Here is a 25357-nt window from a genome sequence, read left to right as displayed (position 1 = left end):
GCTCAGCGTCTGATCACTGTTTTTCGGGATGTCATCATCATGGCCCATCAGTCTTCTCTAATAGCAGACAACATCGAGCAGTACCTCCACGAGCACGAGAACAAGGACCTGCTGCGCTTCATCACCTGCGGCAGCGTCGACGACGGCAAGTCGACCCTGATCGGGCGGCTGTTGCACGACTCCAAGATGATCTTCGACGATCACCTGGCGGCGATCACGCGCGACTCGAAGAAGAGCGGCACCACCGGCGAGGCGGTGGACCTGGCGCTGCTGGTCGACGGCTTGCAGTCGGAGCGCGAGCAGGGCATCACCATCGACGTGGCCTATCGCTTCTTCTCCACCGACAAGCGCAAGTTCATCATCGCCGATACCCCGGGGCACGAGCAGTACACCCGCAACATGGCCACCGGCGCTTCCACCGCCAACCTGGCGATCATCCTGATCGATGCCCGCTACGGCGTGCAGACCCAGACCCGCCGCCACAGCTTCATTGCCGACCTGCTGGGCATCAAGCATCTGGTCATCGCGGTCAACAAGATGGACCTGGTGGACTTCTCCCAGGCGCGCTTCGACGAGATCGTCGCCGACTATCGCCGCTTCGCCGAGCAGCTTTCGGTCGGTGACCTGTACTTCGTGCCGATGTCGGCGCTGGAAGGCGACAACGTGGTCAACCGCAGCGACCGCACGCCCTGGTATCGCCAGCAGGGCGAGGCGGGACCGGCATTGCTGGAGCTGTTGGAAACGGTGGAGGTGAACCGTGACCGCAATCTGGTCGACCTGCGTTTCCCGGTGCAGCACGTCAACCGCCCCAACCTCGACTTCCGTGGCTATGCCGGCACCCTGGAAGCCGGTGTACTGCGTCCCGGACTTGCCATCAAGGCATTGCCATCGGGCAAGACCAGCCGGGTCGAGCGCGTGGTGACCTATGACGGTAACCTGGAGGCGGCCTGGCCGGGCCAGGCGGTGACCGTCACGCTGGAAGACGAGATCGATATCTCTCGCGGCGACTGGATCGTCGCCGAGGATGCTGACATCACCCTGACCAACACCTTCGATGCGGATATCGTGTGGATGCACGAGCAGCCGCTGTCACCGGACCGGCAGTATGACATTCGTCTCGCCGGCCGCTCGGTAGCGGGGCAGGTCAGCGCTATTCACTATCAGGTCGACGTCAATACGTTGGAGCGGCACCAGGTCGACAGCCTGGAGCTCAACGCTATTGCCCGCTGCCGGGTCGAGCTGACCGCCGAGGTGCCGCTCGACACCTACGACCAGAGCCCCGGCACCGGCAGCTTCATCGTCATCGACCGGCTCTCCAACGTCACCGTGGGCGCGGGAATGGTACGTGCCGCCGCCGATGCTACCGGCCAGCCACGCAAGGAGGTCGACTGGGCCGCCTTCGAGCTGGAACTCAATGCCCTGATCCGCCGCCATTTCCCCCACTGGGAAGCCAGAGACGTGCGCGACCTGTTACGCTGAAATACGCTAAGCGACCCATAAACGGTTGATCTTGCGGCAGCATCCTCCACACTAGAGACAGGGCTCGGCGCTTGCCGGGCCCTGTCGAGTGTCAGGGAGGGGACCATGCGAGATTGCCAGGGTTGGCTGAGGGCGCACTGCTCGGGAGCATCATTGCAAGACAGCGCAGGGCAGGTACGCGAATGACGGGATTCGTCAGGCGCCTGCTGCGTATCGCCACCCGCCCGATGAAACGCGATCGGGGCCGAGGCGGATATGTCGTGCACCCCTACCGCGGCTACGGTTCTCGTCACGAGGCCTTTCTGATGGGGCGGGTGTTCCGTCAGGCCACGCTGGGCGAGGTGATACCGCGCTACGGCGTGCTGCGCGACTTGGCCGACATCGTGCGGCGTATTTTCCGCCATGGCCTGCCCCAAGTGGATGTCATGGTCAGCCTGGGCGAGAACGTGGCCACCGTGACTACCGACCGTGACGGTTACTTCGACGTTCACATGCCCCTCGAGGCTCCCTTGCCGGCGAACAGCGCCTGGCATCATGCCGAGCTGCACGTGGTGCTGCCGGGCGTGGAGCCGGTGCAGTCCTTCATCGAAGTATACATACCGCCGGCCGAGGCCGACCTGCTGGTGATCAGCGACATCGACGATACGGTGATGTACACCGGCGTGGCCAACAAGCTGCGCATGTTGCATCGCCTGTTCGTCAAACAGGCGCACCAGCGCATGGCCTTCCCCGGCGTAGCGGCTTTCTATCAGGCGCTGCATGTCGGCAGGAGCGGCAAGGCCAAGCGGCCGATCCTCTACGTCTCCCGCGGCCCCTGGAGCATCTACGAGATGCTCGAGGAGTTCTTCCAGCTCAACCGAATCCCCGTGGGTCCCATTCTGTTCCTGCGCGAATGGGGCATCTCCTGGCGCAAGCCCTGGCCGCGTCGCGCCGAGGAGCACAAGTACGGCATGATCCAGCACATACTGTCGATGCGCGACGAGCTGCCCTGTGTGCTGATCGGTGACAGCGGTCAGCATGATCCCGAGGTCTACACACGTATCGTGCACCAGTATCCCGAGCGGATTCGGGCAGTTTATATCCGTCGGGTCGAGCGCAAGCCCGAGCGTGAACGCGCTATCGATATGCTGCGTGACGAGATTCACCATACCGGCTGCAACCTGGTGCTGGCCGACGACAGCCTGGCCATGGCGGAACATGCCTTTCAACAAGGGCTGATTGCTGCCGAAGGATTGGAGATGGTGCGGCGGGAATCGGATCGATAGTTCGATTTGGCGCAAACCCTACTGTCTGTTATGTGCTTCGAGCGGGCTACAGAATCGTTAACCTGTGTGTCGATTTCTTGCGTTTTTCGACTTTACTCTGCGCCTGACGCAAGGAGCTTCGTTCAATTTTCGTTGAAGCTCGCGCCCGATCTACACCGAGGTACTCTCATGACTACAATCGTATGGGACGGAACGACTCTCGCGACGGATTCGCTGATCAGTGTCAATGGCTCGACCTACAACCATGCGCAGAAGCTGTTCCAGCTCGACAATGGTGAGTGGGTCGCCTTCGCCGGCGAACAACAGGAGTGGTGGGAGGTCATGGAGTGGCTCAACGCCGGGGCGCCACGCAACGACAAGCCCCACGTGACGCGGGTCGAGATGATCATTGCAGGCCCCGACGGTGTCTACGAGATGTTCAACAAGTTGGTGCGCATCCCGGTCAAGGGGCCTGTCGCCTACGGCACCGGCTGGAAATGGGCTCTGGCGGCCATCGACCATGGCAAGAGCGCCATCGAAGCGGTGGAGTATGCCAAGACCCGCGATCATGACAGTGGCGGTGAGGTGCAGTCGGTCACGCCTGCAACCAGGGCCGGTGTACCCTTCGAGACGCTGATGCGAGACGTCGAGTCGGCACCTGCCACGGCCTGAGTGTCGCCTTGAATAGCGCTGCATGCATATCGCCCCGGCCATCTGGCCGGGGCGATTGCGTTCTGCTGGTCGCGACAGCTTGAACCCGAACGGGGTACGCTAGGGCCTTTCCAGGATCTCTGAGACGAGACGTTTGACGCCATGATCGTAGTTGTCATTGTCCTGCTGCTGGCCATCTTCCTGTTGCCCAACGTCTGGGCCAAGTGGGTGTTGTCGCGCCACTCTCGTGGCCGCGACGACTATCCCGGCACCGGCGCCGAGCTGGCCGATCATCTGCTGCGCCGCATGGGTATCGAAGGGGTCAAGGTGGAGATGACCGAGCAGGGCGACCATTACGATCCGGAGGCGCGACGGGTGCGACTCTCCCGCGAGCACTACGAGGGGCGCTCGCTCACTGCAGTGACGGTGGCCGCCCACGAGGTCGGCCATGCCATTCAGCACCACGAGGGCTATGCACCGCTGGCCGCCCGGGCACGCATGGTCGGCGTGGCGCAGCGGGCCGAGAAGCTCGGCGCGCTGCTGATGATGGCCGCCCCCTTCCTGTTCATCCTGACTCGACTACCCGGCGGGCTGGCCATCGTCATCGCAGCAGCGGTGATCAGCTTCGGCACGGCGGCGCTGGTGCACCTTGTGACCCTGCCGGTGGAGTTCGACGCCAGCTTCAATCGCGCCCTGCCGCTGCTCAAGGAGTACGTGCCACCCTACGATATGCCCGGCGCACGCCACGTGCTGACCGCTTGCGCCTTCACCTACGTGGCGGCGTCGCTGGCGAGCATATTGAACCTGGGGCGTTGGCTGGTGATACTTCGTCGCTAGGACAAATGGCTGCGCCTGCGAATCGCTGTGTTGCGCGGTGCTCGTAATGCTCACCTATACCCCATAGGCTCCGCTTCCTGCGCTTCCTGCGCTTCCTGCGCTTCCTGCGCTTCCTGCGCTTCCTGCGCTTCCTGCGCTTCCTGCGCTTCCTGCGCTTCCTGCGCTTCCTGCGCTTCCTGCGCTTCCTGCGCTTCCTGCGCTCCGTGCGCCTTGCGCTTCATCAGGCTCGCCTATTTGTCTTATTGTGGCTTGTGGCGAAGTTGGCTTGTGTGCAAGCGGAGGGGATTTCTACAGTTCTGGATGTAGTCACAGGCCTTCATGGAGGAGGTGCGATCATGACGACTCCCCGGGATTACATCCGCGACAACGCCAAGCCGCTCGCCGGTCGCAGTGTCGATTACGACGACTTGCTGGAGCAGGTGGGTGAGCGCTCACTGGTACTGCTCGGCGAGGCCTCCCACGGCACGGCCGAGTTCTATCGCATGCGCGCCGAGATCACCCGGCGGCTGATTCGCGAGAAGGGCTTCGAGGCGGTGATCGTCGAGGCCGACTGGCCCGATGCGCTACGGCTCAACCGTTATGCCCGCGGCGAAGGCGACGATACCCTCAAGACCGCCTTCGACGATTTTCAGCGCTTTCCGCAGTGGATGTGGCGCAACACCGAGGTGCGCGATTTCATCGGCTGGCTCGAGGAGCACAACGCCGGCAAGGAGGCCAGCGAGCAGGTGGGCTTCCACGGCCTGGACATCTACAGCCTGCACCGCTCGGCGGAAGCGGTGATCGAGTATCTCGAAGGCATCGACCCGGAACAGGCGGGAATCGCCCGCGAGGGATACGGCTGCCTCGATCATGGCGGCGACCCGGTCCGCTATGGCCACGATGCGGCCTTTGGCCTCAGCCGAGTTTGTGAAGAGGCTGCGGTCAGGCTGCTGGCCGACTTGCTGGAGAAGTCGACCGGCTACCTGCGCGAAGATGGCCGGCGCTCGCGAGACGAGCAGTTCTTCGCCGAGCAGAACGCCCGCGTGGTGGTGAATGCGGAGCATTATTATCGTGCCATGTTCGGCTCACGGGTGGACACCTGGAACCTGCGCGACGAGCACATGACCGACACCATCGCCGAACTGCGCGAATACCTGCGCCGCCAGGGCGGGCAGGGCAAGGTGGTGGTGTGGGCACACAACTCGCACCTGGGCGATGCCTCGTTCACCGATATGGGCTGGCATCGCGGCCAGCACAACGTTGGCCAACTGGCGCGCCATCGCTTCGGTGCCGACCAAGCGCTGTTGGTGGGCTTTACCACCCATACCGGCTTCGTCTCGGCAGCCCATGACTGGGACGGCCCGGTGGAGCACCGCCGGGTGCGGCCCTCCATGCAGGAGAGCGTCGAGCGGCTGTTCCACGACAGCGGTGTCGGCGACTTTTACCTGCCGCTCGGCGAGCGTGCGGCCCCTCTGAAGGAGCCGCTGTGGGAACGTGCCATCGGCGTGATCTACCGGCCCGAGTCGGAGCGCATCAGCCACTACTTCAAGGCATCAGTGGCCCAGCAGTTCGACGCCGTCTTCCATGTCGACGAGACCCGTGCCGTGGAGCCGTTCGACAAGGGCGAGCTGTGGCGACCCGAGGAGGTGCCGGATACCTATCCTTTTGGGGTATAGAGCCTGACTGGAGGCAACAACTCCTGGAGGCAACAACTCACCAAGCTTCATCATTTGCCCACCTTCAGCGGAAGGTGCAAAGCCATCAGGCGCTCTGCACCTCCCGCTGGCGTGCTGGAGCGCCTTCATCCGCTTCGATCGCGATCGGGGGCCGGAAGCCCTTGAGGCGCAGCGCGTTGCTGAGTACACAAATGCTCGAGGCGGCCATGGCCACGGCGGCGAAGATCGGCGAGAGCAGGATCCCGAAGGCGGGAAATAGCGCGCCGGCGGCCACCGGGATCAGCACGGTGTTATAGGCGAAGGCCCAGAATAGGTTCTGCTTGATGTTGCGGATGGTGGCCCGTGACAGCGCGATGGCATTGGGCACGTTGCGCAGGTCGCCGGACATCAGCACCACATCGGCGGACTCGATGGCGATGTCGGTACCGGTGCCGATGGCGATGCCCACGTCGGCCTGTGCCAGCGCCGGGGCGTCGTTGATGCCGTCGCCCACGAAGGCCACCAGGCCGCCTTCTGCCTGCAGGCTCTTCACTGCATCCACCTTGCCGTCGGGCAGCACTTCGGCTACGACCTTGTCGATGCCGAGGCGACGGGCGATGGCTTCGGCAGTGCGCCGGTTGTCGCCGGTGATCATCGCGACCTGCAGGCCTTCGGCGTGCAGCGAGCGGATGGCGGCCGGCGTGGACTCCTTGATCGGGTCGGCGACGGCGATGATCGCGGCCAGGCGGCCGTCGATGGCCGCATAGAGCGGCGACTTGCCCTCGTCGGCGAGCCGTTGTGCGGTCTGGGCGAAGGCTTCCACGTCCAGACCCAGCTTGCGCATGTAGCGGTCGGCACCGACATCCACCCGGTGTCCCTCGACTTGGGCAGCGACCCCGAAGCCGGGGATGGCCTCAAACTCCTGGACACCGGCAGGCTCCAGCCCGCGGGCCTTGGCGGCGTTGACGATCGCCTCGGCGATGGGGTGTTCCGACTGGCGCTCGGCGGAAGCCACCAGGCGCAGCGAATCGGCCTCCTCGAAGCCCTCGGCCACCACCAGGTCGGTGAGTTCGGGCCGGCCCTTGGTCAGGGTGCCGGTCTTGTCCAGTGCGATCACCTTGGCGTCGCGCAGCGACTGCAAAGCTTCTCCCTTGCGGAATAGCACACCCATCTTCGCCGCTTTGCCGGTGCCCACCATGATCGAGGTGGGGGTGGCCAGGCCCATGGCACACGGACAGGCGATGATCAGCACCGCCACACCGTTGACCAGGGCGAAAGTCAGCGCCGGCTCGGGACCGAAGATAAGCCAAACGCCGATCGTGATCAGGGCGGCCATGAGCACGGCCGGCACGAAGTAGTGGGTGACCTTGTCCACCATGGCCTGGATGGGCAGCTTCGAGCCCTGGGCCTGCTCGACCATGCGCACGATTTGCGCCAGCAGGGTGTCGGAACCGACCTTGGTGGCGCGGAAACTGAAGCTGCCCACCTTGTTGAGGGTACCGCCGACCACGTCCGCACCGGCTTCCTTGCGCACCGGTACGGGTTCGCCGGTGATCATCGACTCGTCGACGAAGGAGCTTCCGTCGATGACCTGGCCATCCACCGGGATCTTCTCGCCGGGGCGTACCAGCACGATATCGCCCTGGCGCACCTCGTCGATGCCGATCTCCATTTCCTCACCGTCGCGGATTAACCGGGCGGTCTTGGCCTGGAGCTTCATCAGCGCCTTGATCGCCTCGCTGGTACGCCCCTTGGCGATCGCCTCGAAATAGCGCCCGACGAGAATCAGCGTGATGATCACCGCTGACGCTTCGTAGTAGACGTTCACCGTGCCGGCCGGCAGCACTTGTGGCAGAAAGGTGGCCACCACCGAGTAGCCCCAGGCGGCGGAGGTGCCTAGCATCACCAGCGAGTTCATGTCCGGGCCGCCTCGCAATAGGGCGGGCCAACCCTTCTGGTAGAAGCGCAGGCCGGGGCCGAACTGCACGATCGAGGCCAGGACGAAGAACAGGTAGAACAGGTTCTGCTGCCCCATGCTCATCTGCAGCCAGTGATGGAGCCCTGGAATGAAATGCGAGCCCATCTCCAGTACGAAGAGAGGGAGCGAGAAGATCCCGGCGATGGTCACCGCGCGCTTCAGTTCGGCGATTTCCCGTTCGCGCGCCTCATGCTCTCGGTCACTTCGATCCGGTGCGTCGCTGGCAGCTTCGGCATCAAAGCCGGCGGCCCGCACCGCCTCGATCAGGCGTTGCGGAGTCACGGTCTCGGCAACCACTTTCACTGTTGCCGTCGATGTAGCCAGGTTGACGCTGGCCTCGAGCACGCCGGGCACGCTGGCGAGCTTGCGCTCGACGCGTCCGACGCAGGAGGCACAGCTCATGCCATTGACCGTCAGCTCGATAGTGTCGGTCACGGCGGGATAGCCTGCGCTGTCTACCGCTTGAACGACACCGGCGAGGTCTGCCTGGTCGGAAACGAAGGCTACCTGGGCGCGCTGGGTGGCCAGGTTGACGGAAGCGTCGACGACACCGGGCACGCCAAGGATCGCCTTTTCGACTCGACCCACGCAGGAGGCACAGCTCATGCCTTCGATGGCCAGCGAGTACGTGTGGCTGGCGCTGGAATCGTCAAGAACTGCCGAAACCGCCTCGTTTGTTGACATGGCTTGTGACTCCGTCTCGATGGGAGGGGGTACTATGCATGCAACCTTCCAGTAGTGGAAAGGTTCTGATTATGCTACCTGATTGGGGTAGCCAGCCTCTTCGACGGCTGCCTTGATCGCTTCAATAGGTGCGTTGCTTTCAACGTTCACTTGCCGATGCGCAAGGTCGAATTCCATGCTGGCGTCGTTGTCCACGGATTCGATTGCCGCGGAGATCGCCGAGACACAGTGGTTGCAGGACATGTCAGGCACGTTGAGTTTCAGCATGAGGTCTCTCCTGTTTATGAGAGCGATGGATTGTGCGAGTGATAAGCAGCATAAACCTTCCCATTGTTGTAAGGTCAAGCATGACGCCTGCACCTGCCCTCGGGTTTCTTCCTGCGTCCAAGGTCTTCAAATAAGAGGTGGCTGATGAATATCGGACAAGCGGCGAAGGCTTCCGGCATCTCGGGAAAGATGATTCGTTACTACGAGAGCATCGGCCTGATTCCACCGATCAAGCGAACGGAGTCGGGATACCGGGTCTTCAGCGAGAAGGACGTGCACGCGCTTCGTTTCATCTCCCGGGCCCGTGATCTGGGTTTTTCGGTGGAGCAGATGGGCAACTTGCTCGCCCTGTGGCAGGACCGCCATCGGGCCAGTGCCGACGTCAAGGCTGTCGCTCAGGCACACATCGAGGAGCTGGATCTCAAGATCAAGAAGCTGCAGGACATGCGCCAGACCCTGGAGCATCTGGTCGATCATTGTCACGGGGACGAACGCCCGGATTGTCCGATCCTGAGCGGCCTGGCGGCAGAGGGCGTCGAAGAAAGCGCCGAGGTCGACGTCGAGACTTCCTAGCGCAACATCTACTCGTTACAGCGGTTTTGTCGCGATCACCACGGCGCGCCTTGGCGCCGGGTAGCCCTCGCGGGTCTTGCTCGGGTCGTTCGGGTCGAGGAAGTCGACCAGCGACTGGAAGGTCATCCAGTCGGTGGAGCGCTGCTCTTCCAGTGAAGTGACCGCTTCGTCCACCACGCGCACGTTAATGAGCCCGCAGCGCTCGAGCCAATGGCAGAGCGCAGTGGAAGAGGGCAGGAAGTAAACATTGGGCATGGCGGCGTAGCGCTCGCCGGGCAGCAGCACGGTGGTAGCATCGCCTTCCACTACCAGCGTTTCCAGTACCAGTTCGCCGCCGGGGCGCAAAGCGTCCTTGAGCTGCAGCAGATGCTCCAGCGGCGAAGGACGGTGGTAGAGCACGCCCATGGAGAACACCGTGTCGAAGAAGGCGAGCCGCTCGGGTACGTCCTCGATGCCTACCGGCAGGAAGTGGGTGCGTCCGTCGTCGGCGTCGCCGACGAAATGTCGCAGCGCCTGGAACTGGTAGTAGAAGCGCGGCGAGGGGTCGATCACCAGTACGAAGGCGGCACCGGCGCCGGCCATGCGCCAGGCGTGATAACCGCTGCCGCCGCCGACGTCGAGCACGCGCCGGCCGCGCAAGTCGGCCAGATGTGGTGCCACTCGCTGCCACTTCCAGTCGGAGCGCCACTCGGTGTCGATATGGATGCTGGCTAGCCGGTAGGGCCCCTTGCGCCATGGCGCGAGCTTGCGCAGCAGGTTCTCGCACTGACGACGCCGGCTTTCGTCCAGCTCGCAGGCGACTGTCACCGTATCGCTGTCGAGGTTCACGTCGCGCGCCTCGGGTAGCGCGGGCAACTTGGCCACCGCCTTCTCCCAGGCCGGCAGGTCGCCGTAGCGCTTGCGATCGAGCCCTTGGGCCAGTTGTTCGGGCAGGCGAGAGAGCCAGGCCTCCAGGCCCTGGTCGATAAAGGCGCGATAGAGAGGGCGCTGTTCGACGGGGATTGCCACCTCAGGCCTCCTTGAACGCGATCAGCGAGGCGAAGTTGAGGTACTGGAACCAGGTCAGCGAGCGCAAGAAGCCGGCCCGAGCGAGGCGTGCATGGTGTGCCTCGAGGGTGTCCGGTACCAGCACGTTTTCCAGCGCCGTGCGCTTCTGACTGATTTCCATGTCGCTATAGCCGTTGGCGCGCTTGAAGTCGTGATAGCGCTCCACCCGCCAGGCGTTGTCGCGCTCGTCGGGGTCGATCACCTTCTCGGAGAGTATCAGCACGCCACCGGGCTCCAGCGCCGCGTAGAGACGCGCCAGCAACGTTTCGCGGTCCTCGGGTGGCAGGAACTGCAGGGTGAAGTTAAGGATCACCATGCCCGACGGCCGGTAGTCGAGCGTGCGAATGTCGCCCTCGATTACATCAATTGCGTGCTGCGGGCACTCGGCGGCGAGGGTCTCGCGGGCGCGGGCGACCATGGCCGGCGAGATGTCCACCGCGGTGAGTCTGAAGGCATCGGCAGGCAACTGGCCGGCGAGCGCCAGGCTGGCCGCGCCCAACGAACAGCCCAAGTCGTAGACATGGGCGCCGTGGCGCAGGTGGCGCCCGGCGATCAGTCCCAGCATGCCCAGTATCTGGCCATAGCCCGGTACCGAGCGACGGATCATATCGGGGAAGCAGGCCACCACCCGTTCGTCGAAGGAGAAGCGCGCAACCCGGTCCAGGGGTGTGGAAAAGATCGCGTCGCGATAAGATGCGTCACTCATGAGCAAGCCGGTTACGTGGAACAGGCCAGCATTCTACGCCTGCCGCCGTCCGGCTGCACGGGTGACGCGCCGTATCGCCAGCGAAATATGCAGAGCCGGCATGCAGGCGAGACCCCGATGCGGTTCGCACTGTAGATTTACAGGCGGATACAAGGCTAGCCTATGGGCGAAGGATTCGCTCGTCTCACGCTGGCCGTCTACGACGCGGTTGCTCCCGCACGATGTCAAGGAGGATTGCTATGAACCACGCCCCCATCGACCAGACTGGCGCCTGGCAGCGGCTAATGGAACACGCCGAGGAGATGCGCACCACTCACCTGCGCGAGCTGTTCCTCGACCAGGCGCGAGGCCACGCTTTCACTCAGCAGGCGGCGGGGCTGACCCTCGACCTGTCGAAGCAGCGCTGGAGCGACACGACGCTTGCGTTGCTGCTGGACCTGGCGCGTGAAGCCGGGGTGCCGGAAGGGATCCAGGCACTGCTGGCCGGAGAGCGTGTCAATGTCAGCGAGGATCGCCCGGCGTTGCATACCGCGCTTCGCCTGCCCGCCGAGGCTTCACTGGTCGTCGACGGCGAGGACGTAGTTCCCGGCGTGCATGCCACGCTTGACCGCATGGCCACCATGGTCGCGCGCCTGCACGCCAGGCAGTGGCGCGGGGCCACCGGCCGACCGATTCACGATGTGGTCAACCTGGGGGTGGGTGGCTCCGATCTCGGCCCGCTGATGGTGACCCATGCGCTGGCCGACTACCGCCCCGCCGACGCACATCACGTGGAAGTGCACTTTGCCTCCACCATGGACGGCTCGCAGCTCGCCGACTACCTCAACCGCTTCAACCCCGAGACCACCCTGTTCGTGATCTCGTCGAAATCGTTCACCACCATCGACACCCTGTCGAACGCGCGTACCGCCCGCGACTGGCTGTTGGCGCGGCTGGTGAACGACGGCATCCAGGGCGTGGACGAGGAAATGGTGATGCGCCAGCACTTCGTCGGCGTTTCGGCCAAGCCCGAGAAGATGAGCGAGTGGGGCATCGCCGAGGCCAACCAACTGCTGTTCTGGGAGTGGGTCGGAGGACGCTACTCACTGTGGGGAGCGATTGGCCTGCCCATTGCCCTGGTGATCGGCATGGCCAACTTTCGTGAGCTGCTGGCCGGCGCCCATGCCATGGACGAGCATTTTGCCAAGGCGCCTCTTGGCGACAACCTGCCGGTGCTGCTGGCGCTAGCAGGCATCTGGAACGTCAACTTCCTCGACATCCGCGCCCACTCGATTCTGCCCTACGATGGCCGCCTGGAGCACTTCGCCGCCTATCTCGAGCAGCTCGAGATGGAGTCCAACGGCAAGTCGGCCACCCACGACGGCCGTCAGGTGAGCTACTCGACCTGTCCGGTGCTGTGGGGCCAGCTTGGTCCCAACGCCCAGCATGCTTTCTACCAGCTGTTGCACCAGGGCACCCAGCCGGTGGTGTGCGACTTCATCGCTCCGCTCACGCGCTACGACGACGTCGAGGATGCGGCGACCCGTAAGCACTTGATGGCCCAGCACCGCCTGACGCTAGCCAACTGCTTCGCCCAGTCGCGCCTGTTGATGCTCGGCGACGACGCCATTGACGAGCCGGGCGAGCGGCCGGGGCACAAGCGCTATCGCGGTAACCAGCCTTCCACCACGCTGTTGCTCGATCGCCTGACGCCGGCCACTTTGGGGGCGCTGATTGCGCTCTACGAGCACAAGGTGTTCGTTCAGGCCGCCATCTGGGGCATCAACCCCTTCGACCAGTGGGGCGTCGAGTTGGGCAAGCAGATCGCCGGCGAGACCGAACGCATCCTGGCCGATCATCACGGTCACGAGAACATGGATGCTTCTACCCGGGCCCTGCTCGAAGCGGTCTGGCATGCCGAGCGGGGAGAGTGACCGTTGAAGCAAGGCGAAAAGGGGTAGCGTGGAAGGGCTGGTAATGTATACAGTGGGTTCGGTATGCTGAATGCGCCCTTGGCGCCGCTGCAGGCCAGCGGCGTGCTTTACCTGCATGGCTTCAACAGTGGCTACGGCTCGCCCAAGGCGGTGCTGATGCGAGCTGCCTGCGCTGCACTGGCGCTACCCTGCGAGACACCGCAGCTGCCGCATCGCCCCGCGGCAGCCCTGCAGCTTTCTGAAGCCCTGCTCGAGGGGCTGGGCCCGAATCCGCTGCTGGTGGGCAGCTCCATGGGCGGTTTCCTGGCCACCTGCCTGGCCGAGCGCCATGACCTTCCGGCCGCGCTGATCAACCCGGCTGTACGACCGGCGCGGCTGGTGTCGGAGTGGGTCGGCGAGACCTTCGACAATGAGCATACCGGCGAGCGCTTCGTCATCGAGACGGGGCATGGTGAGGAGCTGGCAGCGTTGATGCCGCAGCGTGTCTCCCCCGAGCGCTACCTGCTGCTGCTGGGGACGGCCGACGAGACGCTCGACCCGAGGGATGCCTTCTCGCTCTATCGGGGCGCCAGGACCCTCCTGCACCCCGGAGGAGATCATGCGTTCAGCATGCTGGAGACGTACCTGCCGGCAATACTGGCGCACGGTGGGCACCGGCTGGAGCCGGGGCGCGTGACAGTCGCGGCCTCTGGTTGAGCCTTCCGTACTGGACAGGCATCAGGAAAGGAGCGGAACCCCGCTGGGAGCGCAATCGAATTCGTAATGGCTTTGGGACACGCATGACACAGTACAGTGCCAGCTCAATCGAAGTTCTCTCCGGTCTCGACCCGGTGCGCAAGCGCCCCGGCATGTACACCGACACCACCCGGCCCAACCACCTGGCCCAGGAGGTCATCGACAACAGCGTCGACGAGGCGCTGGCCGGCCATGCCCGCGAAGTCACCGTGCGCCTGCTCGAGGACGGTGGCATCGAAGTCTCCGACGACGGTCGTGGTATGCCGATCGACATTCACCCCGAACATGGTGTCTCGGGGATCGAACTGATCCTCACCCGGCTCCACGCCGGCGGCAAGTTCTCCCAGTCCAGCTATCGCTTCTCCGGCGGCCTGCATGGCGTCGGCGTGTCGGTAGTGAACGCCCTGTCGCGGCGCCTGGAAGTGGAGGTGATGCGCGACGGCGCCCGCCACGGCATGGCCTTCGAGCACGGTGACAAGGTATCGGAGCTGGCCGAGATCGGCAGCGTGGCCAAGCGTACCACCGGTACCCTGGTGCGCTTCTGGCCCGACGAGTCCTACTTCGACAGCCCCCGGCTGGCGATGGGGCGGCTCAAGCACCTGCTGCGGGCCAAGGCGGTGCTGTGCCCCGGGCTCAAGGTCACCCTGGTCGAAACCGACGGCGCCGAGAGTGTCTGGCAGTACGAGGACGGGCTGCGCGACTACCTGGCCCAGGCCACCGACGGCTTCGAGGTGCTGCCGGCCTCGCCTTTGATAGGTCACTTCGCCGACGACGAACAGGCGGTGGACTGGGCGGTGCAGTGGCTCCCGGAGGGCGGCGAAACGCTGATGGAGAGCTACGTCAACCTGATCCCCACGACCCAGGGCGGCACCCACGTCAACGGCCTGCGCTCGGGCCTGCTCGAGGCCCTGCGCGAGTTCTGTGAGTACCGCAACCTGCTGCCGCGGGGCGTCAAGCTCACCGCCGAGGACCTGTGGGAGCGGGTCGCCTACGTGCTCTCGGTGAAGATGCTCGACCCGCAATTCGCCGGCCAGACCAAGGAGCGACTCTCGTCGCGCACCGTGGCGGCCTTCGTTTCCAGCGTGGTGAAGGACGCCTTCTCGCTGTGGCTGAATCATCACGTCGACCAGGCCGAAGCGCTGGCCGAGATGGTCATCAGTGCTGCCCAGCGGCGCCAGAAGAGCGCCAAGAAAGTGGCGCGCAAGAAGGTCACCGCCGGCCCCGCGCTGCCCGGCAAGCTGGCCGACTGCTCCGGCCAGGACCCGGCCCAGGGCGAGCTGTTCCTGGTGGAGGGCGACTCGGCCGGTGGCAGCGCCAAGCAGGCGCGCAACCGCGAGACCCAGGCGATCCTGCCGCTGCGCGGCAAGATCCTCAACACCTGGGAGGTCGACAGCCACGACATCTACGGCTCCCAGGAGGTCCACGACATCGCCGTGGCGGTGGGCATGGACCCGGGCAGCGACGACCTCAGCCAGCTGCGCTACCACAAGATCTGCATCCTCGCCGATGCCGACTCCGACGGCCTGCACATCGCCACGCTGCTGTGCGCGCTATTCGTGCGTCACTTCCCGGCGCTGGTCGATGCCGGTCACGTCTACGTCGCCATGCCACCGCTCTACCGCATCGATCTGGGCAAGGAAGTGCACTACGCCCTCGACGAGAGCGAGAAGGCGGCAATCCTGCGTCGCCTCGAGGGCAAACGCGGCACGCCTAACGTGCAGCGCTTCAAGGGCCTTGGCGAGATGAGCCCGCTGCAGCTGCGCGAGACCACCATGGCGGTGGAGACCCGCCGCCTGGTGCAGCTCACCCGCGAGATCGGCGACGGCACCATGGAGATGATGGACATGCTGCTGGCCAAGAAGCGCGCCTCGGACCGCAAGAGCTGGCTCGAAGATTACGGCAACCTCGCGGATATTGAAGTGTAGCGCCAGGACGAGCGGCTCCGGGGACAGGTCGTAGCGGAGGTCATTTGCCATGGATGGCAAATGTAGCGCCCAGGGAGGGGTTCACAGCGCCTCCGCAATGGTCCGACACTTCGGGACCTGTCGCCGAGTAAGCCGCGGATAGGGCAGACAACGGTTCTTGAACCCTGACCAAGGGCTTATCGTATGACCATGGATATCCAGGTGGCGGAGGGCGACGTCGAGCGCCTCTCGCTGCGCGAATACACCGAGAAGGCGTACCTCGATTACTCGATGTACGTCATCCTCGACCGGGCGCTGCCGCACATCGGCGACGGCATGAAGCCGGTACAGCGGCGCATCGTCTACGCCATGCGCGAGCTGGCGCTGAACGCCAGCGCCAAGTACAAGAAGTCGGCGCGTACCGTCGGCGACGTGCTGGGCAAGTTCCACCCTCACGGTGACAGCGCCTGCTACGAGGCGATGGTGCTGATGGCCCAGCCGTTCAGCTACCGCTACCCGTTGGTGGACGGCCAGGGCAACTGGGGCAGCCCCGACGATCCCAAGTCGTTCGCGGCGATGCGCTACACCGAATCGCGCCTGTCGAAGTTTGCCGAGGTGCTGCTCGCCGAACTGGGCCAGGGTACCGTCGACTGGACACCCAACTTCGACGGCACCATGAACGAACCGGTGGTGCTGCCGGCGCGCCTGCCCCATGTATTGCTCAACGGCGGCACCGGCATCGCGGTGGGCATGGCCACCGACATTCCGCCGCACAACGTACACGAAGTGGTCGAGGCCACCTGCCATCTGCTGCGCCATCCAGACGCCACTACCGGCGAGCTGATGCAGTACATGCCAGCGCCCGATTTCCCCACCGCGGCGGAGATCATCACCTCCCGCGACGACCTTCAGAAGCTCTACGAGAGTGGCCGCGGCTCGGTGAAACTGCGTGCCCGCTATACCATGGAGGAGGGCAAGGTGGTGGTCACCGCGCTGCCCTATCAGGTCAGCGGATCCAAGGTGCTCGAGCAGATCGCCGCCCAGATGCAGGCCAAGAAGCTGCCCATGGTGGACGATTTGCGCGACGAATCGACCCATGAGGAGCCGACACGGCTGGTGATCGAGCCGCGCTCCAACCGCGTCGACATCGAGGCGATGATGGCGCACCTGTTCGCCACCACCGATCTCGAGAAGAACATTCGCGTCAACCTCAACGTGATCGGGCTGGACGGCCGCCCGCGGGTGATGCCGCTGCCGGACATGCTCGGTGAATGGCTCACTTTCCGACGCAAGACGGTACGACGGCGCCTCGAGCATCGCCTGGGCAAGGTCGAGGATCGCCTGCACATCCTAGAGGGCCTGCTGGCCGCCTACCTCAACATCGACGAGGTGATCCGCATCATCCGCGAGGAGGACGAGCCCAAGAGTGCGTTGATGGAAGCCTTCGGTCTTTCCGACCGCCAGGCCGAGGCGATCCTCGAGCTGCGCCTGCGTCATTTGGCCAAGCTCGAGGAGATGAAGATTCGCGGGGAGCAGGACGCGCTGGAAGCCGAACGCAAACGCCTCAAGGCGCTGCTCGGCAGCGAGGCCAAGCTCACCGACCTGATCGAAGAGGAATTGCGCGAGGCGGCCCGTGAGCATGGCGACGAGCGCCGCTCGCCCATCGTCGAGCGCGAGGAGGCCAAGGCGCTCTCCGAGGTCGAGCTGATGGGCGCCGACCCCATCACCGTGGTGCTCTCGGAGAAGGGCTGGATTCGTGCCGCCAAGGGGCACGACATCGACCCCGAAGGGCTCTCCTACAAGTCAGGCGACCGCTTCGCCCTGGCCGGGCGCGGCAAGACCAATCAGCCGCTGGTACTGCTCGACGACACCGGCCGCGCCTACACCTTGGCCGCTCACAACCTGCCCAGTGCTCGCAGCCAGGGCGAGCCGGTGACCGGCCGAGTCAACGTGGTGGCCGGCGCCCATATGGCCGGGTTGATGCTGGCGCCGCCCGAGACCCGCTACCTGCTCGCCAGCGATGGCGGCTACGGTTTCGTGGCGAAGCTGGAGGAGCTGATCGGCAAGAACAAGTCGGGCAAGGCGGTGCTCTCGGTGCCCAAGGGTTGCCGGGTCATGGCGCCGATACGCGTACCGGAAGGCGAGGACGTCTGGGTGGCCTCGGTCTCCAACGAAGGACGGCTGCTGCTGTTCCCGCTGGAGCAGTTGCCGGAGTTGGCCAAGGGCAAGGGCAACAAGATGATCGACATCCCCGGTGCGCGTGCCGCCCGGCGCGAGGAGCTGGTACGCGATATCGCCCTGCTGCCCGCCGGAGCCTCGCTGGTCATCCATGCCGGGAAGCGACACCTTACCCTCAAGGATGCCGATCTGGATTATTATCGCGGCGAACGCGGCCGACGCGGCAGCAAGCTGCCGCGCGGCCTGCAGAAGGTCGATCGGCTGGAGAGTGGGGAATGACACGACGACTATTGATTCGCGCCACCGGCGCGGCACGACCCGGCCAACTGGCCGGCCTGGGCCAGGCCATGGCGCGCAGCGGCGCGCGGCTGCTCGACATCAACCAGAGCGTGACCTTCGGCATGGTGTCGCTGGAGGCGCTGGTCGGGCTCGATCGCGACAGCGACCTGGAAGGCGCGCTCAGCGAGGCCGGCGTCAGCCTGGGCCTTGACGTGCAGGCGATCCAGGTCAGCGCCGAGGACTACCAGCGATGGAGCGCGCATGCCAGCCAGCCGCGGCTGATCCTTACCCTGCTGGCACCGCACCTGCCGGCCGGCATACTGGCCGAAGTCGGCGCGCTCACTGCCGAGCACGGCCTCACCGTGGAATTGATCCACCGGCTTTCCGGGCGCGAGCCGCTGGATGGCGGTGTGCCGCCATTCGGCTCCTGCGTCGAGTGCTGGCTGCGCGGCGAAGAGGTCGATCTCGACAGCCTGCGCGAGAAGGCGCTGGCCCTGGGCGCGATGCATGGCGTCGACATCGCGCTCCAGGAGGATTCGATCTGGCGCCGTCATCGTCGCCTGGTCTGCTTCGACATGGATTCGACCCTGATCCAGGCCGAGGTGATCGACGAGCTGGCGCGGCGCCACGGCGTCTATGAAGACGTTGCGGCGGTCACCGAGCGTGCCATGCGCGGTGAACTCGACTTCCAGCAGAGCTTCCGCGAACGCATGGCCAAGCTCAAGGGGCTCGACGAAGCGGTGCTGGCCGAGATCGCCGAGGAACTGCCGCTGATGGATGGCGTCGAGCGGCTGATGAAGCATCTCAAGCGGCTGGGATATCGCACCGCCATTCTCTCCGGCGGCTTTACCTACTTTGCCCGCCACCTCCAGGACAAGCTCGGCTTCGACGAGATTCACGCCAACGAGCTGGTGATCGAGAACGGCAAGGTCACCGGCGAAGTGCGCGAGCCGATCCTCGATGCCAGCCGCAAGGCGGAGCTGCTGCGCGAGATCGCCGAGCGCGAGGGGCTGACCATGGAGCAGACCATCGCCGTGGGCGACGGCGCCAACGACCTCAAGATGCTTGCCACCGCCGGGCTCGGCATCGCCTTTCGCGCCAAGCCGCTAGTGCGCAGCCAGGCGCGCCAGTCGATCTCGACCCTGGGCATCGATGCCGTGCTCTACCTGATGGGCTATCGCGAAGGTGACCTTGAGGACGAGGACCGGGCGGGTTGAACGACGAAACTGGTGCCACGAGAGCAAGTGTCGTACCTTCGAAGGATCTGTCCCGAAGGACTTATCTTGAAAGTCCTGTCTCGAAGGTCTATCACACCGGAGGTCGCCATGGCCCAAGCGCTTTTCTCCGCCGAGCTGCAGGAAGAGCTCAACCTGCTCTGCCTGTACAATCTCGACACTACCCATGAAGGCCTCAAGGTGCATGCCGGCAGCGCCGCTACCGGGGCCGTAGCCGCCGCCTCGCGGCTGCATGCCAAGGGCCTGGTGACCCAGGCCGACGGTGGCTATCTGACCCCCCGCGGGCGCGAGGCGGCACTTCACGCGCAGGAGCTGGCTGGCCTGCTGGCTCCGACGGAACTCACGACCTGAAGTCTCGTTATTCCTCTGCCTCGTTACTCTTGCTCCCTCGAGACAGCGCCCGCCTGGTGCCTCCAGGTGGGCGCTGTCGGGTTGGCGGCACGCTCAGGTGTTGAGCACCACGCCGCCGTTCAGGTGTAGCGTCTGTCCGCTCATGTACGAGGACTCCTCGCAGGCCAGGTAGACATACGCCGGCCCCATCTCGGAGGGCTGCCCGGCGCGGTTCATCGGTACCTGGCCGCCGAAGGAGGCGACCTTCTCGGCGGGGAAGCTGGCCGGGATCAGGGGTGTCCATACAGGCCCCGGGGCTACGGCATTGATCCGAATACCCTTCTCGGCCAGTGGCTTGGCCAGCGAGCGTACCAGGCCCTGGATGGCGCCCTTGGTGGCGGTATAGTCGATCAACGATGGGTTGCCCTTGAAGGCGTTGATCGACGACGTGCAGATGATCGAATCTCCCTCGTGCATATGCGGCAGGGCCGACTTGGTCAGATAGAAGTGACTGAACACGTTGGTCTGGAAGGTACGCTGGAGCTGGTCGTCGGGTATGTCGGTGATGTCGTCCCAGTCGTACTGCTCGGCCGAGTTGTGCACGACGATATTGACCTTGCCGAACTCCTGTAGCGTCTTGTCGACGATCTCCTGGCAGAACGATGGCTCGCCCACGTCGCCCTTGAGTACCAGGCAGCGGCGTCCTTCCGCTTCGATCAGGGATTGCGTGTCGCGAGCGTCGGTATCCTCCTCCAGATGCGCGATGACGCAGTCGGCACCCTCCCGGGCGTAATGCACGGCGACGGCGCGGCCGATACCGCTGTCCCCACCGGTGATGATCGCGACCTTGTCCTTGAGCTTGTCGGCGCCACGGTAGCTCTCGCGGATATACTCCGGCTTGGGATCCATCTTGTACTCGGCGCCTGGCTGGTGGGACTGCTCCTGCGGTGGCTGCTTCTCTTCGCTCATGTGCCGGACTCCTTTTCCTTTTGCACGTGATGACTTGAAAATAGGCAGCGCGCAACCGACGGGACAAGGTCGGGAGCGTGAATAAAAGTTTCGCTGTCGTAATGACGGGTGAAACCGTCGGCGCCATTCAGGGTACGCTCTTCGTTTCACGCTCGTGATACCATCACGCCGCCTCGACCGCTGGTGTCGCCTGGTTTGCTGCCGGTGGTTCGACTCCTGTCACTTCGGCTCCTGTTTAGGTACCTTCGAGAATTTTCCAATGAGCGCTTCTTTCGAAACCTGGCGCGACCGCTTCGAGCGTCTGCGCGCCCACAAGGCCTTCGAGCTGACGGTAATCACCATCATCGTCGTCTCGGCCCTGCTGATTGGTGCCAAGACCTACGAGGAAGAGGTCAGCCCCATACAGGAGTGGCTGCTGCTGCTCGACACGGCGGTGACCGTCTTCTTCCTGGTAGAGATCCTGATCCGCATGGCGGCGGAGAAGCGTTTGCGCGACTTCTTCAAGCGCGGCTGGAACGTCTTCGATTTCTTTATCGTGACCGCCAGCCTGATTCCCATGGACGATTCGGAGATGGTGCTGCTGGCGCGGCTGCTGCGCATCTTCCGCGTGCTGCGCCTGGTCTCGATGATCCCCGAACTGCGCATGCTGATCACGGCGCTGTTCAAGTCGATCCCGCGGATGGGCTATGTGGTGCTGTTGATGTTCATCATCTTCTACATCTACGGCGCCATCGGCAGTTTCCTGTTCGCCAGCGTCGACGAGAGGCTGTGGGGGAACATCTCGCTGGCCATGCTGACGCTGTTCCAGGTTGCGACCTTCGAGAGCTGGGCCACCGCGGTGCTCTACCCGACCATGGAGCACTACCCCTATGCCTGGATCTACTTCCTCACCTTCATCTTTCTCAATGCCTTCATCTTTCTCAACATGATGATCGGCATCGTGCTCGACGTGATGCAGAAGGAGAGCATTCAGGTGCAGTTGGAGAGCGGCGAGGGCGAGGCTGCCGAGCTGCACGGCCTGCGCAATGACGTGCGGACGCTGGGCGACCAGTTGGCACGCATGGAAGCGATGCTGGAGAGGCGTGAGAAGTAAGTCTTCCGCTATGCTCTAATCAAGCGGGCTCGATGGGCGACCCGAATGGTGAAGGAGAGGAAAAGGATGACCGATTCGGTACCCGCCGGGGTGAGGTGCTTTCTTCCACCCTACCTGCTCGAGCGCATCGCCAGCGCTGGATCGAACCACTTGCGCGAGCGTGCCCGGCATACTCTGGTAGTCGATCAGCAGTTCCGCGCTCGTGCCGGGGTTGTCTTTCTCCCTCAGGGCAGTGCCAGGCGCGGCGAGTCGGCCCGCTACGTCCATTCCGCCGAGCAGCAGCAGGCCCTGCCCGGAAAGCTGGTGAGACAAGAAGGGGAGGGCGACAGCGGCGACCCCGCCGTCGACGAGGCTTACCACGGCCTGGGGGCGACCTACCGATTGTTCTGGGAGGTCTATGAGCGGCACTCCATCGACGACGAAGGCATGGCCCTGCTGGCCACGGTTCACTACGGCCGCGATTACGAGAACGCCTTCTGGGACGGTCAGCAGATGGTATTCGGTGATGGCGACGGCGAACTCTTCAACCGTTTTACTATCGCGTTAGACATTCTCGCCCATGAATTGACCCATGGCGTCATCCAGCATGAATCTGCACTGGCCTACGTTGGCCAGTCGGGTGCGCTCAACGAGTCGCTGTGCGACGTGTTCGGCAGCCTGGTCAGGCAGCACCAACTGGAGCAGAGCGTCGACGAGGCGGACTGGCTGATCGGCAAGGGGCTGTTCACCGAACGAGTCGCTGGACGTGCCTTGCGCTCCATGGCCAGGCCGGGTACCGCCTACGATGACCCCTTGTTGGGGCGCGACCCTCAGCCCGATCACATGGACGCCTTCGTGGTGACCGAAGCGGACAGCGGTGGCGTACACATCAATTCGGGGATCCCCAATCGTGCCTTCCATCTCACGGCCATGGCGCTGGGCGGCCATGCCTGGGAGCGTGCCGGCCGAATCTGGTACGACACCCTCGTCGACCGGCGCCTGGAACAAGATAGCGACTTTGCCGCCTTCGCCACGCTGACGCTGGACAATGCCGAGCGCCGCTATGGTGCCATGAGCCAGGAAGCGACAGCGGTACGCGAGGGCTGGCGTCGCGTCGGAGTGCTGACGTGAGCCAGCCGCCGCCGTTGACCCCGGCCAGCGTTGTCCGGCTGCGGCGCGAAGGCGGGGTGGCGCACTTCCCCGGCCTGTCACGGCCCCGCTGCATCCACTGTGCCCGCTACAGCGAGGCACAGCGAGACGAGCTGTGGCGTTTACTGTCGAGTGCGGAGTCGGGAGCAGGGCAAAAGGAGGCTCCGGGCGCCGACCGCCGCCGGCTCTGCCTGAGCGTAGAGGATGCCAATGGCACCTCGCTGTGGTTACTGACGGTGGACGAGGAAGCGGTGCCTCAGGAGCTGTTCGCCTGGTGGCGGCTGGCCGAGACCCAAGCGGAAAACGGGAGCGCGCCTTGACAAGCGCCGCATATACTGATTTTCTAGAGCATATGAACACGACATTCCGCTACCTCAGCCTGAACCTACGACTACTAACCGGCCTTTGAGCGCCGGGCGATGCGTCGCGCATCGCATTCTTGTCCAGGTCAGTCGAGGTACCGAAATGTCAACCATCCAAAGCGTTTTCTGCCATGTCTACCGTTGCGTCGTGACCGTTGTCGGTCGCGGCCATTGTTTCGCCTATCGCTCCGACGCCCCGGCATGCTCCATGCAGCCGGGGCGTCGTCGTTTCTGAACGCCGCCAGCCCAGGGAGAATGCCACCATGATGCTCGACAACCCCTCCGCCAAGTACCGCTCCTTCGTCGCCGTCGACCTGCCCGACCGCCAATGGCCGAATCGACGTATCGAGTCGCCGCCGCTGTGGTGCAGCGTCGATCTGCGCGACGGCAACCAGGCGTTGATCGACCCCATGGATCAGGAGCGCAAGCAGCGCTTCTTCGACCTGCTGGTGAAGATTGGCTTCAAGGAGATCGAGGTCGGCTTCCCCTCGGCGTCGCAGACAGATTTCGACTTCGTGCGTGCACTGATCGAGCAGGACAAGATACCGGACGACGTCACCATCCAGGTGCTGACCCAGGCGCGCCCGCATCTCATCGATCGCACCTTCGAGGCGCTGAAAGGGGCGAAGAATGCCATCGTCCACGTCTACAATGCCACCGACCCGGTGTTCCGTCGCGTGGTGTTCAACGTCAGCAAGGAAGAGTGCATCGGTATTGCCGTTGACGCTACCACCCAGATCCGCCACCGCATGCTCGAAGCGCCAGAGACAAGCTGGACCTTCCAGTACTCGCCGGAGCTTTTCACCACCACCGAGATGGACTTCGCCAAGGAGGTGGTCGAGGCGGTGATGGAGGCCTACGGGGCGACGGTCGAGAAGAAGATGATCGTCAACCTGCCGGCCACGGTGGAGGCGGCCACGCCCAACAACTATGCCGACCAAGTGGAGTGGTTCTGCCGAAACGTCAAGAACCGCGATCGCCTGATCGTAAGCGTGCACCCGCACAACGACCGTGGTACCGGCGTGGCAGCGGCCGAGCTGACCGTGATGGCCGGTGCCGACCGCGTCGAGGGCACCCTGTTCGGCAACGGCGAGCGCACCGGCAACGTCGACATCGTCACTCTGGCGATGAACCTCTACACCCAGGGGGTTCACCCCGGGCTCGACTTCTCCAACATCACACCGATCATGCGCGAGGTGGAGTACTGCAACCAGCTGCCGGTGCACCCGCGCCACCCCTACGTGGGGGACCTGGTGTTCACCGCCTTCTCCGGTTCTCACCAGGATGCCATCAAGAAGGGCATGACCGAGCGGCGCGCCAATCCGGATGCCATGTGGGAGGTGCCCTACCTGCCCATCGATCCGCTGGACGTGGGTCGCAGCTACGAGGCGGTAATCCGCGTCAACAGCCAGTCGGGCAAGGGTGGGGTCTCCTACCTGCTGGAGCAGGAGCACGGCATCGAGCTGCCGCGCCGGCTCTCGATCGAGTTCAGCCAGGTGGTGCAGGAAGTTGCCGACCGTACCGGCAAGGAGATCACCTCGCAGATGATCTACCAGGCCTTTGCCGACGAGTACCTGATGCGTACTTCGCCCTATGCAATGGCCAGTCATCGCCTCTCCTCGGAGCCCGACAGCCCCAAGGTGCAGCTTGAAGCCAGCATCGAGGAGCACGGCGAACGGCGTACCATCAGCGGTGAAGGCAACGGCCCGCTGGCGGCATTCATCAAGGCCCTGGCAGCCGCCGGTCACGACGTGGAGATCATCGACTACCACGAGCACTCCCGCGGCCAGGGCGCAGACGCCGAGGCGATCGCCTACGTCGAGGTGCGCATCGACGGCAAGGCGGTGTTCGGCGTGGGTACCGACGAGAGCATCACCAGCGCCTCGATGAAGGCGGTGATGAGCGCCATCAACCGGCATGTCTCCAACGAGCCGGCGGCGGCCAATGTGACCGCGGAGAGCTTGGCAGAGGTGAAGTGAAGTAACCGGCCCGCAGCGTGGCGTCAGGCGACGCTGTCTCCGGCGCCACGCAAGGGCGAAACCCTGTCTCTCTCAAGCCGGGCGACGCGTCGGACTGGAACAAGCTCCCTCTTGCCAGTCGCAGACGCGCACGTCCTCGATCGACTTCCCTG

Annotated in this window: 22 protein-coding genes; 16 read left to right on the top strand and 6 right to left on the bottom strand. The window is 64.3% G+C overall.

Translation table 11 applies throughout. From position 1 onward, the window contains the following. Positions 1-39 precede the first annotated feature (39 nt). The 4 genes from cysN to HNO52_RS14835 all read left to right on the top strand — a co-directional run bounded on the left by cysN (position 40) and on the right by HNO52_RS14835 (position 4211). Entirely contained in the window at positions 40-1479 is a 1440-nt protein-coding gene (gene cysN / locus HNO52_RS14850) for a sulfate adenylyltransferase subunit CysN (RefSeq protein ID WP_197566026.1), read from the top strand. Between the two features lie 182 nt (positions 1480-1661). Beyond that, positions 1662-2744 (top strand): App1 family protein phosphatidate phosphatase, encoded by a 1083-nt coding sequence (locus HNO52_RS14845; RefSeq protein ID WP_197566025.1) that lies wholly within the window; start codon positions 1662-1664, stop codon positions 2742-2744. A gap of 168 nt (positions 2745-2912) precedes the next feature. Continuing rightward, on the top strand, positions 2913-3395 hold the full coding sequence (locus HNO52_RS14840; protein ID WP_197566024.1) for a 20S proteasome subunit A/B: 483 nt from the start codon (positions 2913-2915) through the stop codon (positions 3393-3395). Positions 3396-3536: 141 nt separating this feature from the next. Further along, positions 3537-4211 (top strand): zinc metallopeptidase, encoded by a 675-nt coding sequence (locus HNO52_RS14835; protein WP_197566023.1) that lies wholly within the window; start codon positions 3537-3539, stop codon positions 4209-4211. 50 nt (positions 4212-4261) lie between these two features. On the opposite strand, the gene HNO52_RS14830 is transcribed toward HNO52_RS14835, so the two are convergent. Next, positions 4262-4432, bottom strand: a complete 171-nt coding sequence (locus tag HNO52_RS14830) for a hypothetical protein (protein WP_197566022.1) — start codon at positions 4430-4432, stop codon at positions 4262-4264. A 114-nt stretch (positions 4433-4546) separates the two neighbouring features. On the opposite strand from HNO52_RS14830, the gene HNO52_RS14825 reads away from it, so the two are divergent. Further along, positions 4547-5866 (top strand): erythromycin esterase family protein, encoded by a 1320-nt coding sequence (locus HNO52_RS14825; RefSeq protein ID WP_197566021.1) that lies wholly within the window; start codon positions 4547-4549, stop codon positions 5864-5866. A gap of 85 nt (positions 5867-5951) precedes the next feature. Here HNO52_RS14825 and HNO52_RS14820 read toward each other — a convergent pair whose 3' ends face one another. Continuing rightward, entirely contained in the window at positions 5952-8507 is a 2556-nt protein-coding gene (locus tag HNO52_RS14820; RefSeq protein WP_232090316.1) for a heavy metal translocating P-type ATPase, read from the bottom strand. 69 nt (positions 8508-8576) lie between these two features. Next, positions 8577-8774: a heavy-metal-associated domain-containing protein gene (locus HNO52_RS14815; protein WP_197566020.1), complete on the bottom strand. Its 198-nt coding sequence runs from the start codon at positions 8772-8774 to the stop codon at positions 8577-8579. A gap of 144 nt (positions 8775-8918) precedes the next feature. Between HNO52_RS14815 and cueR the strand changes: the two genes are divergently transcribed. After that, positions 8919-9347: a Cu(I)-responsive transcriptional regulator gene (gene cueR / locus HNO52_RS14810; protein ID WP_197566019.1), complete on the top strand. Its 429-nt coding sequence runs from the start codon at positions 8919-8921 to the stop codon at positions 9345-9347. Positions 9348-9362: 15 nt separating this feature from the next. On the opposite strand, the gene cmoB is transcribed toward cueR, so the two are convergent. Both cmoB and cmoA read right to left on the bottom strand, forming a co-directional pair. Next, positions 9363-10355 (bottom strand): tRNA 5-methoxyuridine(34)/uridine 5-oxyacetic acid(34) synthase CmoB, encoded by a 993-nt coding sequence (cmoB, locus tag HNO52_RS14805; protein ID WP_197566018.1) that lies wholly within the window; start codon positions 10353-10355, stop codon positions 9363-9365. A 1-nt stretch (position 10356) separates the two neighbouring features. Further along, positions 10357-11100, bottom strand: coding sequence for a carboxy-S-adenosyl-L-methionine synthase CmoA (gene cmoA, locus HNO52_RS14800; RefSeq protein WP_197566017.1), 744 nt, complete (start codon positions 11098-11100; stop codon positions 10357-10359). Positions 11101-11339: 239 nt separating this feature from the next. On the opposite strand from cmoA, the gene pgi reads away from it, so the two are divergent. The 6 genes from pgi to HNO52_RS14770 all read left to right on the top strand — a co-directional run bounded on the left by pgi (position 11340) and on the right by HNO52_RS14770 (position 19695). After that, the gene (gene pgi, locus HNO52_RS14795; protein ID WP_197566016.1) at positions 11340-13013 is read left to right on the top strand and encodes a glucose-6-phosphate isomerase; all 1674 of its coding nucleotides are present in this window, start codon (positions 11340-11342) and stop codon (positions 13011-13013) included. A 63-nt stretch (positions 13014-13076) separates the two neighbouring features. After that, positions 13077-13709: a YqiA/YcfP family alpha/beta fold hydrolase gene (locus HNO52_RS14790; RefSeq protein WP_197566015.1), complete on the top strand. Its 633-nt coding sequence runs from the start codon at positions 13077-13079 to the stop codon at positions 13707-13709. Positions 13710-13792: 83 nt separating this feature from the next. Beyond that, on the top strand, positions 13793-15673 hold the full coding sequence (parE, locus tag HNO52_RS14785) for a DNA topoisomerase IV subunit B (protein ID WP_197566014.1): 1881 nt from the start codon (positions 13793-13795) through the stop codon (positions 15671-15673). Between the two features lie 183 nt (positions 15674-15856). Beyond that, positions 15857-18109 (top strand): DNA topoisomerase IV subunit A, encoded by a 2253-nt coding sequence (gene parC / locus HNO52_RS14780; RefSeq protein ID WP_197566013.1) that lies wholly within the window; start codon positions 15857-15859, stop codon positions 18107-18109. Next, on the top strand, positions 18106-19326 hold the full coding sequence (gene serB, locus HNO52_RS14775) for a phosphoserine phosphatase SerB (RefSeq protein WP_197566012.1): 1221 nt from the start codon (positions 18106-18108) through the stop codon (positions 19324-19326). The genes parC and serB overlap by 4 nt, the downstream gene beginning before the upstream one ends. A gap of 108 nt (positions 19327-19434) precedes the next feature. Next, positions 19435-19695 carry a TIGR02647 family protein gene (locus tag HNO52_RS14770; RefSeq protein WP_197566011.1) on the top strand — a complete coding sequence of 87 codons (261 nt, stop codon included), beginning with the start codon at positions 19435-19437 and terminating at the stop codon, positions 19693-19695. 93 nt (positions 19696-19788) lie between these two features. Here HNO52_RS14770 and HNO52_RS14765 read toward each other — a convergent pair whose 3' ends face one another. After that, a complete protein-coding gene (locus tag HNO52_RS14765) occupies positions 19789-20643 on the bottom strand; it encodes an SDR family oxidoreductase (RefSeq protein ID WP_197566010.1) in 855 nt (284 codons plus the stop codon). A 259-nt stretch (positions 20644-20902) separates the two neighbouring features. On the opposite strand from HNO52_RS14765, the gene HNO52_RS14760 reads away from it, so the two are divergent. The 4 genes from HNO52_RS14760 (at position 20903) to leuA (ending at position 25205) form a co-directional block, all read left to right on the top strand. Continuing rightward, complete coding sequence (locus tag HNO52_RS14760) at positions 20903-21736, top strand: ion transporter (RefSeq protein ID WP_197566009.1); 834 nt, start codon at positions 20903-20905, stop codon at positions 21734-21736. Between the two features lie 66 nt (positions 21737-21802). Beyond that, entirely contained in the window at positions 21803-22846 is a 1044-nt protein-coding gene (locus tag HNO52_RS14755; protein ID WP_197566008.1) for a M4 family metallopeptidase, read from the top strand. Then, on the top strand, positions 22843-23184 hold the full coding sequence (locus tag HNO52_RS14750) for a protealysin inhibitor emfourin (RefSeq protein WP_197566007.1): 342 nt from the start codon (positions 22843-22845) through the stop codon (positions 23182-23184). Before HNO52_RS14755 ends, HNO52_RS14750 begins: the two co-directional genes overlap by 4 nt. Positions 23185-23489: 305 nt before the next feature. Continuing rightward, positions 23490-25205 carry a 2-isopropylmalate synthase gene (gene leuA, locus HNO52_RS14745; protein WP_197566006.1) on the top strand — a complete coding sequence of 572 codons (1716 nt, stop codon included), beginning with the start codon at positions 23490-23492 and terminating at the stop codon, positions 25203-25205. The last annotated feature ends 152 nt before the right edge of the window (positions 25206-25357 follow it).

Origin of the sequence: Halomonas sp. MCCC 1A13316 (genome assembly GCF_014931605.1) — a bacterium.
Lineage (GTDB): Bacteria > Pseudomonadota > Gammaproteobacteria > Pseudomonadales > Halomonadaceae > Halomonas.
This window is presented reverse-complemented; position numbering and strand designations above follow the sequence as displayed.